This is a genomic window from Flagellimonas lutimaris (assembly GCF_051494225.1).
GTDB classification, from domain to species: Bacteria; Bacteroidota; Bacteroidia; order Flavobacteriales; family Flavobacteriaceae; genus Flagellimonas; species Flagellimonas lutimaris_A.
On sequence record NZ_JBNPYE010000004.1, the window covers coordinates 162,694 to 177,878 of the forward strand.

General features: G+C 38.9%; 14 protein-coding genes and 1 tRNA gene. 14 read left to right on the forward strand and 1 reads right to left on the reverse strand.

Annotation, left to right across the window (positions count from 1 at the left end):
* Positions 1 to 319 precede the first annotated feature (319 nt).
* Positions 320 to 619, forward strand: coding sequence for a thioredoxin family protein (locus tag ACQQ5U_RS10670; protein ID WP_100817192.1), 300 nt, complete (start codon positions 320 to 322; stop codon positions 617 to 619).
* Positions 620 to 656: 37 nt separating this feature from the next.
* Here ACQQ5U_RS10670 and ACQQ5U_RS10675 read toward each other — a convergent pair whose 3' ends face one another.
* Positions 657 to 3,989 carry a glycosyltransferase family 117 protein gene (locus ACQQ5U_RS10675; RefSeq protein ID WP_437397390.1) on the reverse strand — a complete coding sequence of 1,111 codons (3,333 nt, stop codon included), beginning with the start codon at positions 3,987 to 3,989 and terminating at the stop codon, positions 657 to 659.
* Positions 3,990 to 4,159: 170 nt separating this feature from the next.
* Here ACQQ5U_RS10675 and ACQQ5U_RS10680 point away from each other — a divergent pair.
* From ACQQ5U_RS10680 to ACQQ5U_RS10740, 13 genes are all read left to right on the forward strand, one after another.
* Positions 4,160 to 4,231 (forward strand) — tRNA-Gln (locus ACQQ5U_RS10680).
* Positions 4,232 to 4,535: 304 nt separating this feature from the next.
* Positions 4,536 to 5,105: a TetR/AcrR family transcriptional regulator gene (locus ACQQ5U_RS10685; protein WP_437397391.1), complete on the forward strand. Its 570-nt coding sequence runs from the start codon at positions 4,536 to 4,538 to the stop codon at positions 5,103 to 5,105.
* A gap of 56 nt (positions 5,106 to 5,161) precedes the next feature.
* On the forward strand, positions 5,162 to 6,496 hold the full coding sequence (locus ACQQ5U_RS10690; protein ID WP_437397392.1) for an NAD(P)-binding domain-containing protein: 1,335 nt from the start codon (positions 5,162 to 5,164) through the stop codon (positions 6,494 to 6,496).
* A gap of 55 nt (positions 6,497 to 6,551) precedes the next feature.
* Entirely contained in the window at positions 6,552 to 7,379 is an 828-nt protein-coding gene (locus tag ACQQ5U_RS10695; protein WP_437397393.1) for an N-acyl homoserine lactonase family protein, read from the forward strand.
* Positions 7,380 to 7,451: 72 nt separating this feature from the next.
* Positions 7,452 to 7,910: a carboxymuconolactone decarboxylase family protein gene (locus ACQQ5U_RS10700; protein WP_437397394.1), complete on the forward strand. Its 459-nt coding sequence runs from the start codon at positions 7,452 to 7,454 to the stop codon at positions 7,908 to 7,910.
* A gap of 151 nt (positions 7,911 to 8,061) precedes the next feature.
* Positions 8,062 to 10,941 (forward strand): amidohydrolase family protein, encoded by a 2,880-nt coding sequence (locus ACQQ5U_RS10705; protein WP_437397396.1) that lies wholly within the window; start codon positions 8,062 to 8,064, stop codon positions 10,939 to 10,941.
* 194 nt (positions 10,942 to 11,135) lie between these two features.
* Complete coding sequence (locus ACQQ5U_RS10710) at positions 11,136 to 11,990, forward strand: helix-turn-helix domain-containing protein (protein WP_437397398.1); 855 nt, start codon at positions 11,136 to 11,138, stop codon at positions 11,988 to 11,990.
* 92 nt (positions 11,991 to 12,082) lie between these two features.
* On the forward strand, positions 12,083 to 12,490 hold the full coding sequence (locus ACQQ5U_RS10715) for a DUF5367 family protein (RefSeq protein WP_437397400.1): 408 nt from the start codon (positions 12,083 to 12,085) through the stop codon (positions 12,488 to 12,490).
* A gap of 7 nt (positions 12,491 to 12,497) precedes the next feature.
* On the forward strand, positions 12,498 to 13,007 hold the full coding sequence (locus tag ACQQ5U_RS10720; protein WP_437397402.1) for an anthrone oxygenase family protein: 510 nt from the start codon (positions 12,498 to 12,500) through the stop codon (positions 13,005 to 13,007).
* Between the two features lie 8 nt (positions 13,008 to 13,015).
* Positions 13,016 to 13,858, forward strand: a complete 843-nt coding sequence (locus ACQQ5U_RS10725; RefSeq protein WP_437397404.1) for an NAD(P)H-binding protein — start codon at positions 13,016 to 13,018, stop codon at positions 13,856 to 13,858.
* Between the two features lie 111 nt (positions 13,859 to 13,969).
* Positions 13,970 to 14,434, forward strand: a complete 465-nt coding sequence (locus ACQQ5U_RS10730) for a GNAT family N-acetyltransferase (protein ID WP_437397406.1) — start codon at positions 13,970 to 13,972, stop codon at positions 14,432 to 14,434.
* A gap of 36 nt (positions 14,435 to 14,470) precedes the next feature.
* Entirely contained in the window at positions 14,471 to 14,755 is a 285-nt protein-coding gene (locus ACQQ5U_RS10735) for a hypothetical protein (protein WP_437397408.1), read from the forward strand.
* 13 nt (positions 14,756 to 14,768) lie between these two features.
* A complete protein-coding gene (locus ACQQ5U_RS10740) occupies positions 14,769 to 15,179 on the forward strand; it encodes a hypothetical protein (protein ID WP_437397410.1) in 411 nt (136 codons plus the stop codon).
* The last annotated feature ends 6 nt before the right edge of the window (positions 15,180 to 15,185 follow it).

Here is a 15,185-nt window from a genome sequence, read left to right on the forward strand (position 1 = left end):
TAGTAAGTTAATGGTCAGTCAATCGCTGTTGTGTTAATTCAGGTGTAAACCTATAAACTTAGTGGACTAAAAGTAATGATAAATGTCATAAATCTTACTCTAACGTCAATATCCTGACAATCAATATGAAAGCATTTCAAGTTCTTTTTGATCATTTGTATATTTAAAATAGGTTTGGGAAACAAACAAGGTAAAGGTTTAGGTTTTTGTCCTAGGCACCTTTACCGAGATGATATCATCTTGAGTTTGACTTCAAGTATGAACTGGCTGTAAAAACATTCGCATTTTTTCTTACTTTTGACTGTAAACCTGAGAATACATGTCCAAATTCGGAGAACTTATAGACTTACAAGTCCCTGTACTATTAGACTTTTACGCAGAATGGAATGAACAGTCCACTTCCATGCATCCTGTTTTGAGCGATGTGGCCGCGGCCCTTGGCGATAAGGGAAAGGTTATTAAAATTGATGTGGACAAGAACAAAGAACTTTCACAGGCACTTCGCATAAAGGGATTGCCTACTTTAATGATTTACAAAAAAGGTGAGATGGTTTGGCGTCAAAGCGGTGAGCAGGATGCCAATACACTTATCGGCATCTTAAACGAATATATCCAATAAAAAAAGCGAGGTTTTTACCTCGCTTTTTTTATGCTATTTATTCTTTTGGTAGTATAGAGTCAGGGACATTTTCTATGGTGTCCAACGGAATGGAATCCTCCATATCAGGGTCCAAGGGTATCGGTTCGTCCAATACATCTTCTTCGTCGCCCACAAACTGGGAGAACATATCTATGTATTCGTTAAAAATCACAGTTTCGGATTCTGCGAGTTCCTTGTCGCCATTTTCAATTAGGATATCAATGTTTCTTCGGTAGGCCTGCATATCGGATAGTATGTCATCAATTTTATCGTATTGCTCATCCAAAGGAATATTGGCATAGTACTCTAAATGCTCTTGATACACCTTTTTAAGTTTACCGAATAATTCACGAGCTTTTTCGGTTTCCCCTACTTTGTAGTATCCATCTACAAATGGTTCTACAAAGGCATAGAAGTAATAATGTTCCACAGGCATATTCTCCATGGCAATATTGATAACATCCTTGGCCTTATCAATGTCGTTTTCTTCAATGAGGGTTTCCATCAAACGGGCCAAATTACTTCTGAATGATAGTCCTTGCGAACGTGTTTGCGGGTCATGATAAATTTCATCACTTCCCGAATTGCCCCAATCCCAATCCTTAACAATGTCGTACATCAAATCGGAATCAATACGGCCCATTTCAAAGGAGTTTCGGTTCGGGGTTTTGATGGGCACCAATTTATACACGAGACCATCCAATTGCAGATAATCCTTCATCCAAATGTATTCGGCACTGTCAAAACTACCTCCAGAAAAATATATGGGTCGTTTCCAATCGTTGTTGGCAATCAAATCCAACATCAATATTCTGTTTTTTGGAAGTGCACTCTGCGGCAAATCAATATCAATATAATCCACGATAAGAGCGGAATCTTTTTCCTTGACCAAACCACTTTCCAGTACATTTTTTTTGTTGACGGGAATCCTAATTTTATTGGTTGGATAGTACACAATATCCAAAGTGCTTTCGGAGTAGTTGCTCAAATCGGAACCTTGATTGGCTAAAATATGTCTGAATTTGGTCTGTGGTTTATCGCTGCCAATCCAGTTCATGAAATCTTTAATATTCCAACGATTTTCGGTGATGCCTTGGTAATAAACGGCATCGCGAGTTCCGTAACTATACTTGTCATGGGTCAATTGAGAGGGGATGGGATCGCTCTCGTAAGCCTTACGTTTCATTTGGTCTATATACCAATCTGTGGCAAAAAGGCTGGTATTGACCACTCGAACATCGGTTCTATAGTTTTCGATTTCCTGAGCATACCAAATCGGAAATGTGTCGTTATCCCCTATGGTAAATAATATGGCCCCTGCATCTTCTTGGCAGGAATCTAGATAAGCTTTTGCGGTTGATGGTGCGGTATACCTATCCGAACGGTCATGGTCGTCCCAATTCTGGTATCCCATCAACAAGGGGACGGCCAATAAACATAAAGTTGCGATGGCCGGTGCAGCAATTTTTGGGGACATTATTTTTTTAACTTCTTCAAAGAGTCCGTAGACTCCAATGCCTATCCAAATACAGAATACATAGAAGGATCCCACCAAGGAATAATCCCTTTCCCTAGGTTGGAAGATATAGGGGTTGGTATAAAACTGAATGGCCAGTCCGGTGAACATAAAGAACACGAAAAGCACCCAGAAATGTTTTGGGTTTTTGGAAATCTGAAACACGATGCCCAGAATTCCTAAAAGTAATGGTAGGAAGAAATAGGTGTTCCGTCCTTTGTTGTTTTTCCAGTCGCTAGGTAGATTTTCTTGACTTCCCAGTCGAATACTATCAATAAAATTGATCCCGCTCAGCCAATTTCCATTTTCATCGTATCTACCTTGAAGATCATTTTGCTTTCCGACAAAATTCCACATAAAGTAGCGCATGTACATATAACTGAACTGGAAATCGAACATATATTCCAAGTTTTGCCCTAACGTTGGCGGCTCTACTTCAATATACTCTCCAAACTCCCGTAAAAAGCGGATGTATTGTTCTGAGTCCAATTCTCCTTGGGAATGCGCGGTTTTAAATTGATTTACTGCTTCTCTTAGGTCGTTGTTGGAAATGTATTCCGATTTAATACGGAAATCCAAGGCTCCAAAGTAGCGCATATAGTTTTCGGCATGCTGGTCGCTCCACATTCGAGGTAAAATACCTACGTGTTTTGCATTGGGTCCAGGGATTGCACCTTTGTAGTGGTTTACAATAACGTATTTGCCCAATTCCAAGTCTTTTTCATACTTGGGGCTGTCATCTCTATCTTCTCCCGAAGGAGCAAAAGTATCCGAATAATAAGCGCCATACACAGGACTGTCCACACCAGGATATTGTTCCCTGTTATAATAAGCCAATAAGGCCCTTGCATCAGCAGGATTGTTTTCGTTTACTACGGTTCTGGCGTTTGCTCTAATAGGTAGCATTAACCAAGATGAAAACCCAAGAATCAAGAACATCAAGCAGAGAACAATAATGTTCGCATTGTAATAATTATGTTTTCGGGTATATCTCAATCCAAAATAAAAGGCTGCGACAAAAACTAGCCCCATAATAATGGAACCTGAGTTGAAAGGAAGCCCAATTTCATTGATAAAGAACACTTCGCTCCAACCAAAAAGCTCCAAAACATAGGTCAAAGAGAATTTGTAAACCAAAATAAGAACCGCAATCACGGCAATATTGGCCAATAAGAAGTTCTTGACCGTGGTAGTTTTATATTTTTTGAAATAGTAGAGTAGGCCTATGGAAGGAATCGCCAAAAAGCCCATGAACTGGATTCCGAAGGTAAGACCTATCACAAAACAGATAAGCATGAGCCATCGGTGACCTCTAGGATCCCCCAAGTTGTCCGTCCATTTTAAACCTAACCAAAGCAAAAGAGCCATAATTAAACTGGCCATGGCATATACTTCGGTCTCTACAGCGTTGAACCAAAAACTATCGGAGAAGGTAAAGGCAAGTGCACCAACAAGTCCGCTCCCAAAAATGGCAATAGCTTTGCTATTGGTGATTTCACTTTTTTTGGAGATCATTTTTCCAACAAGGTTGGTAATGGTCCAGAAGGTGAACAATACAGCGAAAGCACTCGAAACTATGGATACGGCATTGACCATAAGCGCTATTTTGGTCTCGTCACCAAAGGCGAACAAGGCAAAAAAGGCACCTATCATTTGTAGCAACGGCGCCCCTGGCGGGTGTCCGACTTGCAATTTTGCTGAGGTGGAAATATATTCCCCTGCATCCCAAAAACTTCCTGTGGGTTCAACGGTCAGGGCATAAACTATAAACGCGATGGCGAAGGAAACCCACCCAAGGATGGTGTCCCATTTTTTGAAGTCTTTTGCAAACATAGAGTTGGTTATTAACCGAATTGTGGCGAATTTAGTAAATATAGAATAGAAGATTAGCCATTTTTGGAAAACCTTTAACACCCATAGTTGAGAAAAATAGCATGTATTCTTGTCAAAAATATTTGTTGAAACCAAACTTTGTTATAAATTTGCACGCTCAAATACGGTACTGGCCTATGGTGTAATTGGCAACACAGCTGGTTTTGGTCCAGTCGTTCTAGGTTCGAGTCCTAGTAGGCCAACGAAAAGCCCCTTAAAAGCGTTTGTTTTTAAGGGGCTTTGTTATTTAGGGATATGATATTTCGTTTCAAACAATCAACGAATAACTGTAAATCATATATTTGTTTTTGGATTATCTTTTCTTTGATCTTCATTTTTGCTTCCTTCTCGTTTTTATTGTTTTTATCCTTTAATAAATCAATTCAATTGCTAAATCCTCAAAGTATTCTGATATACAATTGAGCTATGATGTGTCAGATGATTTGTATTGGTATAAAAATATTTTTATATATTTGTACTAAATGAACTAAAAAAGTACATTTTAAAATGAACGTTCGATCTAGAGTACTACATATTGCCAAACAAAAGTTTCTCAAATACGGCTTCTATAAAGTTTCCATGGACAGTTTAGTGAAGGAACTTAGGACAAGCAAGAGTAGTTTGTACAATCACTTTTCTTCTAAAGAAGAATTGGTAAAGGCGGTTATGGAGAGTGTGAACAATGAAATCAACGCTAAACTCGAGGAAATTTTAAATGATGATGAAAATGACTTTAAAGGTAAACTGGACGCCATCTCTTATTATACCAGAAATTTATTGTTGAACGTTAGCGAGGAGTTTTTAAAGGATTTGGAAATAAACACACCGGATATTTGGGACGAATATCAAAAGAACAGAATAGAGCGAATTAACAAGTATTATAGAAGGTTATTTCAAATCGGAATTGATGAAGGTGTAATCAAACATGAGGTAAATCTAGATGTGATTATCGCAATCTATTTTAATCTTATGGAGTTGCCCTTGAAAAATAGTTACATAGATCTTTTGAACATGAACAGTCAAGACATTTATACTGAGGTAACGGATGTTTTTCTTAATGGTATCATGGTAGACTAGATTTTTTTATTCAAACAGTACTTAAAAAACTAAAATAGTACATAAAAATTATTGAGATGATCGCGCTAAACAATGATATAAATGATGCCCAACTCCAAAAACTGCCCATAGCTATAATTGGGGGTGGTCCCGTTGGTCTTGCGGCAGCCGCACAGTTAAAAAATAGTGGCCAAAACTTTGTGCTCTTCGAATCTGCAAAGGAAGTCGGGGCCAATATCCTTTCGTGGGGGCATGTGAATCTATTTTCTCCTTGGGAATATAATATCGACAAAGTGGCCGAAAAGCTATTAAGAGCTGCAATGGTAGAAATTCCGAACAAAGAACTTGTGCCCAATGGAAATGAAATTGTCCATCAATATTTAAAACCGCTGGCAGAATTAGACGGAATAAAAGAGAACATTCATTTTAACTCCACAGTTTTGGCAATAGGCAGAACAGGATTGGATAAAACAAAAACCCTTGGTAGGGAAAAATTACCTTTTTCCATTCAGGTAACGGAAAATGGTCAATTTAAATCGTATTCAGCAAGAGCGGTAATAGATGCTTCAGGTACATGGCATAATCCAAACCCGGTCGGTTCTGGAGGGATATTTGCCATTGGGGAACTTGAGAATCGCAAATACATCCATTATGGAATGCCCGATATCAAAGGCAAGGCCCTGGAAACATTCGCCAACAAATCCATCTTGGTTGTTGGGGGAGGCCATTCGGCCATTGGGTCCATATTGGCTCTGAACGGGATTGCCAAAGAATTTCCAAATACAAAGATTCATTGGGTCTTGAGAAAAGAACGGGTCGAAGATGTTTACGGTGGTCAAGAGGCCGATGAATTTAAATCCAGGGGAGCTTTGGGTATCGCTATAGAAAAACTGGTCAACAATGGCATTGTGGAAGTTCATACCCCTGTTCACATCAATGAAATACGAAAAACAATAAATGGATTGCTTATTAGGGGAACCAAACAGGACAATCTATTCTTATTGGGTGGAATTGATGAAATAATCAGCTGTACCGGTACACGACCTGATTTTGGTTTTCTAAGGGAAGTTCGATTTGAAGCCGATTCCTTTTTGGAATGCGTTCCGGCATTAACAGAATTAATCGACCCCAATATTCATAGTTGTGGAACTGTTCGACCCCATGGTGAGGCAGAGTTAAGGCAAGTAGAAAAGGACTTTTACATAGTGGGCATGAAAAGCTACGGCAGGGCTCCCACTTTTTTAATGGCTACCGGTTATGAGCAGGTAAGATCGATTGTTGCCCATATAAACGGGGATCATGAAAGCGCCAAAAATGTTGAGTTACATCTGCCAGAAACTGGTGTGTGCAACTCTGGGTTGATTGAAACGGTTAATAAAGAGACCAATTGCGACACCAGTTGTGGGGCCTAGAAATGGTGTCCGAAGAAATAGCCCAAATAGTATTGGAAGTATAAAGATGTAGGTGATGAAAATAGAGAGAATACAAACAGGGAAAGTTAGAATCAAAGAAAACCAAATAAGTAGGGCCAAAGGAATCATCCCTCCAATGGCCAAAGTATTGTTCGGTAAAAAATGGGCCGATTGGGTTCCGATTTATGCATGGGTGATTGAACATGAAGAAGGAATCATAGTGGTGGATACAGGTGAAACCTATAAAACAAGTGTAAAGGGATACCTTCCAAAGTGGCATCCATATTACGCATTGGCCGTGGATTTTGATGTAAAGCCGGAAGATGAAATCGGCCCACAATTGTTGAAAATGGGAATTGATCCTAAAAAGGATGTCGATAAGGTAGTATTAACGCATCTACATACGGACCATGCCGGAGGGTTACATCATTTCCCCAATGCTGATATACTTATTGAAAGGAATGAGTATAAAAATGCATCTGGGCTGAAAGGTATCTTGGCGGGTTATTTACCCCATAGATGGCCCAAATGGCTTCAACCAACACTCATAGATTTACCTGAATCACCTTATTTATCATTTGATAGGAGTTTGCCCATTACCAAGGACGGTAAAGTAATGATTGTTGCCACTCCGGGGCATGTATCCGATCACATTTCTGTCATTGTAGAAATGGATGAGGTATATTATTTTTTGGCAGGAGACACTTCATACACCCAAGAAAACTTACTGAATAAGGTGCCCGATGGCATTGGTACTAATGAAAGTACTCAGACCCTGGAAAACATACTGGCATTTTCAAGGGAAAAACCAACTATTTATTTGCCTTCACATGACCCATTGATTCCGGAGAGAATGAAAAATAAGGGAGTAATCCATTGGTAAGCATAAAATTGCCTTGCTAAGGATGAGAACAATCGAGAAATAACAATAAGTATAACATCAAAAACAAATAGTATGGAACGAATTTCCTATAAGGATATTCCAAAAGGAATGTTCGAAAATTTAATGACGACCGAAAATTTTATCAATCAATCCTCTTTAGAAATTAAGCTATTGGAATTGATAAGATTACGGGTTGCCCAAAAAAACGGTTGCGCCTATTGTGTGGATATGCACCACAAAGAATTGAAACATCTTGGAGAGACCGATTTAAGACTTTCTTCGTTGTGCGTATGGAAAGAAACTCCATATTTCACCGAAAAAGAAGAAGCGGCACTTAACCTGACCGATGCGCTTACTAAGTTGAGCCGAGCTCCGTTGCCCGAAGCGATATTTGATGCATTGACCCCACATTTTAGCAAAGAAGAGATTTGTTATTTAACCCTGGCGATTTCCCAAATCAATACGTGGACCCGCTTGATGAAAACCTTCAGGTTTGTTCCTGGGAATTATCAGGTAAAAGAAACGGTTTAAAGACATCAAATTTGTCAGATCTGTAGTTTACACTGGTTGAAATCTGATTGTTTGTGGTTTAGGGAAGGCGGATACTTTAAGGTTTTGTATTCCCTTCCCTTTTTATAGATGAGTTAAATGAACCATGGTCGATCAATAATAGTTGAACAAAATGAAAAATGTAATTCCCCCCGTCTTTGCCCTATTTATCATCTGGGTATTGGGCACTTTTCGAGTAAATGGACAAGAAAATGTAGAACCCAAAATAGTGGCCTCCATAGATTTGACCATGGTAGTAAATGATAAAGTCCCTGTGACTGTTAATCCTGATAAGTTTGATGCCGATTTGGTTACTTATCGTTTGCCCAAGGTTATTCAGGGAACTTATGCTATTGGTGACTATGGTAGATTTATTGAAGAATTTAAAGCATTTGATTATGATGGCAATGAACTGTTGGCATTACAAAAAGATGCCAATTCCTGGGAAATCCCCAACGCACAAGACCTGGATAAGATTGAGTATTGGGTAAATGATACTTTTGATATTGAAAGATCGGACGCTCCAAATGTTCCGCTTTCACCGTCCGGCACCAACATTGAACCGAATAATTATATATTGAATCTCCATGGTTTTGTGGGTTATTTCGATTCGCTTAAAAACAATCCCTACGAATTGGACATAACAACTCCCGTTGAATTTAAAAATACCTCAGCCTTACAGCATGCAACAAAAGAGCTCTCCGCTGATGGAAAAAAGACAACCTTAAAATATATCGCCCCACGCTATTTTGACCTTACGGACAATCCCATGATGTTTGGCGATGTGGAAATCGAAAAGTTTAAAGTAGGTAATATAGATTTTGAACTCGGTGTTTATTCTCCCAATAAGATGTATTCGGCCTACAAGATAAAAAAGAGCTTGCTGCAAATGCTGAATGCTCAAGTTACTTATCTCGGGAATTTCAAAGGAGCCAAAAACTATAGCATTATAGTGTACTTGTCAGATGGCAAGGAAGAATCTCCGAAAGGGTTTGGCGGATTGGAACACAATACATCCACGGTGATTGTAATGCCCGAATATTGGGAAGAAACAAAGCTTTATAACATCATGTTCGATATGATGGCGCACGAGTTTTTTCATATCGTAACCCCCATGACCATCCATTCTGAGGACATTCATTATTTTGATTACGATACCCCGACATTTTCAAAACATCTATGGTTGTATGAAGGGGTTACAGAATATTTTTCCAAACTGTTCAAAGTGGATCAGCATCTTGTTTCGGAGGAGGATTTTTATGGTAAAATGGCCTATAAGATCAAAGATTCCAAAAGATTCAATGATGCTTTGAGTTTCACCACCATGAGTGAAAACATTCTAACTGATAAATTCAAAGTCAACTACCCCAATGTATATCGAAAGGGAGCCCTAATGGCCATGTGTTTGGATATCCTGATACGGGAAGAGAGCCATGGGAAAAGAAGTTTATTGTCGTTGATAAAGGAGTTGTCCGAAAAATATGGCAAGAACAACCCGTTCATGGACGATGAATTGATTGAAGATATCACCAAGATGACCTACCCTTCCATTGGGTTATTTATGCAAAAACATGTCGTGGGCTCCCAACCGATAAACTATCAAGATTATTTGGATAAAGTGGGGCTGATTATTCAAGATGGGTCCATTAAATCAGTTGAGGACCCGGAACCATCCAAGTTACATTTAAGGAATGTATGGTTGAACAAGGACTCGAGAAAGATTACTTTAATTGAAAATGTCCATGTGATACCAATGAACGAGGAGATTGTTCTTGAACATCAGGATGTATTGATTGAAAATGGTAAAATAGTGGATATCCATGCAACTGATACAATAACTTCAAAAGTTCCTATTGATTTTCGAATTGATGGTACGGATAAATATTTGATACCGGGACTGTCCGAGATGCATTATCATTGGAGAAACAATGATAGGAACATAGCAACGGATTTTAAACTCTTGATAGCCAATGGAATTACCACAGCACGCAATATGGGCGAATATGAAGGGCAGGATCATATCGCAATTAGGGACAAAATCAATAAGGGCCAATTGATTGCCCCAAATTATTATACAACCGGACCGTATTTGCAAGCCGATAAGTTGCAAACTATTGAAGACGCCGTAAAAGTAGTTCAGCAGCATAAGGATAGGGGTTGCGATTTTATTAAAATTGGTGACGGAAGGGAAATTGATAAAGAAGTTTATCTAAAGCTATTGGAAGAAGCACAAAAGGTAAAAATTCCTGTTATAGGGCATGCACAGCATAATTTACCATTGGAGTATTCACTGAGGATGAAATCCATTGAACACGTAGAGGAGTTCATCTATATTTTTAATACATCCGAAGATTTTAAATATTTAAATAATGATTTGGATTTTCTAAACGCAACAGCCAAACAAATTCAGGATAGCGGTATTTATGTGGCCCCCACCTTGGTAATTTTTGAAATGATCACCCAATATCTTGATGAAGAAAAGTTCACTGAATTAAAAGCAAATGGTTTGGCCAAGTATCTTCCCAAAAAGGATGCTACGTATTGGTTATCGGATGAAAATCATTACCGGGCAAATTTTGTTGTGGGAACAGATAAAATTGATTTAGGTATGAAACCTTTGGACTTTTTCAACAGTTATTTTAAATGGATGAAAACCTTCACCAAAATACTATCCGATTATGAGGTGCCCATGCTATCGGGCAGCGATACATTCGGAATGGTTGTTCCCGGATTTTCGTTGCATAAAGAATTCGAATTTCTTCAAGAAGCAGGATTGACACCTTATGAAATTTTAAGATCGAGCACAATTGTTCCCGCCAGATACCTAAATGTTATGGCTTCCGAGGGAACCATCTCTGTGGGTAAAAATGCAAATTTGGTTTTATTGGATAAAAATCCACTTGAGGATATTATCAACACTAAATCAATAGAGGGTGTTATGCTCAAGGGGACTTGGTTTGGAAGGAATAAACTGGATGCCATGTTGTTGGAAGTTGAAATGTCGAATGATTAATTTAAACTACGGTTGAATTGGTAAGCCCCGCAAATTTGCATTTGCGGGGCTTTGTTTTTTCTTATACGAATAAAATATTGCAGATAATTCTGGGAGGTTGTATGACAGGACATCAATTAAAGCGTTTTTTGGCATGATCTAATGAAAATTGAATTTATACAAGTTGATTATCTTTAGAAGATTATTTTATTGAGATGACTCGCGACTTTATAGATATCAACGATTTTACCATTTTGGTCGAGGAGGCCACCAGCAAAAATATTATTGTGGATGCTTGCCGTTTTGATGAGCCTGTGGTTGCCGTTGCATTTTATGGCTCTGGAAATGTGGACCTGAATGTAAAATATGGTTGTAAATCCAAAGCATTCAATTATACAAAAGGTTTGGCCCTATCATTTTATGCTGACTCTAATGTTGAGTTTGAGCATACCGTTTCGCCAGAAAAGCCATTGCGTTGCGTTCTTATAGCAACAGCTTTGAGAAATTTGGAGAATCTGCCCAATGAAGAAGGGGAAATTTTCTTTTCGTTATTGAATGAATTGGTGAATCCATCCGATCATTATGTAGAAGGCCCTCAATTTTTTATGACCCCGGACATGGACCGAATTGTTGATTCGGTTTTCAACATGAAGTACCACGGCAAAACTAAAATGATGTTTTTCCGAAGCCAAATGACTACTTTGTTATCTCATTTTTTTGGGCAATTGGCCACACTGCAAACGGAAAAAATCAATACTACCGAACGGGACAAGTTATATAAGGCCAAGGAAATCTTGATCAATAACTTGGACAACCCACCTTCGCTGTCCGAGCTATCTCTTCAAATTGGCCTTAACAGTTATAACCTTAAGAAGAATTTTAAGGAGCTTTTTGGCGTACCAGTGTTCAAATATCTTCAGAACGAACGATTAAAAACCGCCCATGAACTGATCAGTAGCCAAAAGTCAACCGTACAAGAAGCAGCTTGGCATGTGGGCTACGATAGTTTAAGTTCTTTCTCCAACGCCTTCGAGAAAAAATTCGGGTACAGACCCAGCCAAATCAAGTAAATTCCCTTTGCAACAAATCATACTCCTTTTAGAATAAATAAAGGCTTTACTGTCAATGTAGTTTTGTCCTGTAATCAAAAAAAACAGGAAAAATGAAAACAGTAAAAGCATTGGCGATTGGAACCTTAGTTTGGATTCTTGGAGTTTCTGCCTTTTCAATCCTATACATGTTGCCGATTATGGAAGACCGCTATTTACAGGCCAATATTGGATTGGCATTGGTTGTCCCTCCTTTAGTATGGCTGGGCACATGGATTTATTATAAAAGAGAGAAGTCCACACATGGATTAAAACTTGGCTTGTTAATGCTGATGGCCAGTGCCACATTGGATGCCTTGATCACTGTCCCCATGTTAATTATTCCCTACGGTGGAAGTTATGCCAGTTTTTTTGGTTCTACCGATTTCTGGTTGATAGCATTGGAGTTCGTGGCCGTTGCTACCCTCTATTGGTATGTTAAGATACGTCCTAAGCAAATCGAATCTTTGAACCAATTATAAGACTGCTATGGAATTCTCTATCAATACAGTTACAACGATCAGCACCATCTTGCTTACGGGTTTAACAGCCGGCCTATGCTTTACTTGGACCAATGCGGTAACACCGGGGATAGGTCGTTTGGATGACCTTGGTTACTTACAATCCTTTCAAGAAATGAACAGGGCCATCATCAACCCTCTTTTTATAATAGTGTTTTTTGGTCCCTTATTTGGCCATATTGCTAACATATATCTCAATAGAAATCAGCCCAATACCATTTTCTTGATGCTTTTTGCTGCAGGAATATTATACGTTGCCGGTGTCGTGGTCATCACCATATTTGGTAATGTGCCCCTAAATGAAATGCTGGAAAGTACTGATTTAGAGAACTCTTCCCCAGATCAGTTGAAGGCATTGCGAAACAGCTTTGAGAATAAATGGAACAGATTGCACCTAATAAGGGCCATTGCGTCCACGCTGTCGTTTTTGCTTCTGATACTTACTCTTTTACAAAATCAAATCAATACAAATACATAGTTATAATCATGAAAAAAGACAATTTTTTAATCATCGGAGGAACTGGTAAAACAGGAAGAAAAGTCGTTGAAAGCCTTGAATTGCTTAACCAAAATGTTCGCATCGGTTCAAGATCATCACAACCAGCATTTGATTGGAACAATGAAGATACTTGGGGAGAGGCTCTTGAAGGAGTGGATAAAATGTACATTACCTATCAGCCAGATTTGGCGGTGCCCGGGGCAAAACAGTCCATTGAGAACCTAATCGTTCTTGCGAAGAAAAAGAACTTGAAAAAAGTGGTGCTACTTTCCGGTAAAGGAGAACGGGAGGCAGAACTGTGCGAGCAAGTAGTCATGAGTTCAGGATTGAACTATACCATTGTGCGGGCAAGTTGGTTCAACCAAAACTTTAGTGAAAGCTTCTTTTTGGAACCCATTCAGCAGGGGTTTGTCGCCTTGCCACAAGCAGACGTGCAGGTGCCCTATGTGGATACAGGTGATATTGCCGATGTAGTGGTCGAAGCTTTGCTTCATGAGGTGCATGATGGACAAATTTATCAACTTACCGGTCCGACCACCTTTTCATTTAAAGAAGCTGTAGCGGAAATTGCCAAAGCAACCCATAGGGATATTGCTTTTGTTCCTATTACAATAGAAGAATATGTTGCTGCTATGAAGGAACACGGCGTGCCAGCAGACTTCGTCTGGCTAGTCGAATATTTGTTTACAGAAGTATTGGGGAATTCTATGATGTCCGAAATCAGCAATGATATTGAAAAGGTACTCAAGCGCAAACCCAAGAGCTTTGTTGAGTATGTGCATGAGACGAAGAAAACAGGTATTTGGGAAAGTATGACACAAAACGCTTAGCATTTGTTTTGGTAAATGCTTTTAGCTATTTATTGACTCCGGTTAATATTAATGAATAGGGTTACATGTAAATTTGCACCTTTTTTTAAGACCAATAGAAAATAGCAATCCATGAATACATTTAAAGTAGACATTGTTCAAAAATCGGAATATCCCATCTTGGTAGAGGTGTGGGAAGCGTCGGTACGGGCAACCCACGATTTCTTGAAAGAGGAGGATATTCGATATTTCCGACCCTTGATTCTTAATACCTATCTGGATGCCGTTGAACTTAGATGCGTCAGGGACAATCAAAGAAAAATTCTTGGCTTCATGGGTGTTTCCGATAACAACCTTGAGATGCTCTTTATCCATCCCAACAATAGAGGGATGGGTATCGGGCGAAAATTGTTGGACTATGCAATTTTGGAATTACAGGTACAAAAGGTAGATGTGAACGAACAAAATGAGCAGGCCATTGGTTTCTATTCAAAATATGGGTTCGATGTGGTTGGCCGGTCGGAATTGGATGCATCCGGAAAACCATATCCAATCTTGCACATGAAATTGAAAAGCAACAAATCAAATATGAAATAAGCTACCGGTGCTCGGTAATTTTATAAAAACAGAAGTATGACAAAAGAAGAAAGAAAAGAAATGATAACAACCAGTTGGGAACTGCACAACCAGGTGGAAACTGCGTATTTGAACCACCCAGCAAACAAAAATGATGATGAGTGGTTGGAAAAACAGCGTTTGCTCTTAGCAGACATGGCTTTACATCTTTTGCAAACTTCTATGAACCCCGAGGAGATCAAGTTGGATAGGTTACGGGACAACTTGCATGCGATTTTAACCATTTCCGATCAGTTTTTGCCTGATGCAGGTTTAAAAAAAGCAACAGAAAATCTTTACTAAAAACTTTAAAGTAATGAGAAAAGCAATTATCACATTCAGTATTGTTCTCTATGCTTTTGTAGTTCCATTTTTAGAAATTAATACAACCCATGTATTTAACCCGGATTGGACACCCCATGTTCGTATTCACGAAGTTTGGCAATTGATTGCCAACTCCGGAATTGGACTGCTGTGCCTATGGTTGGTTTGGATAAAAAATGAAACCAAAATCAGTACAATATTAAGTTTGCTTATCACAGGAGGATTTTTATTGGCCTATATACTTCAAGATTTTTATGGAGGTTCTATGAAATACCTTGATGGAAGCGAAAAAACGCTCTTAGGGATTAATATAGGTGTTCTAGGATTCGGGGCAGCCTTTTTACTATTATTTACAATAATGTGTAACGACATTAAATCTTGGACTACTAACTCATCATTATAAAGAAAT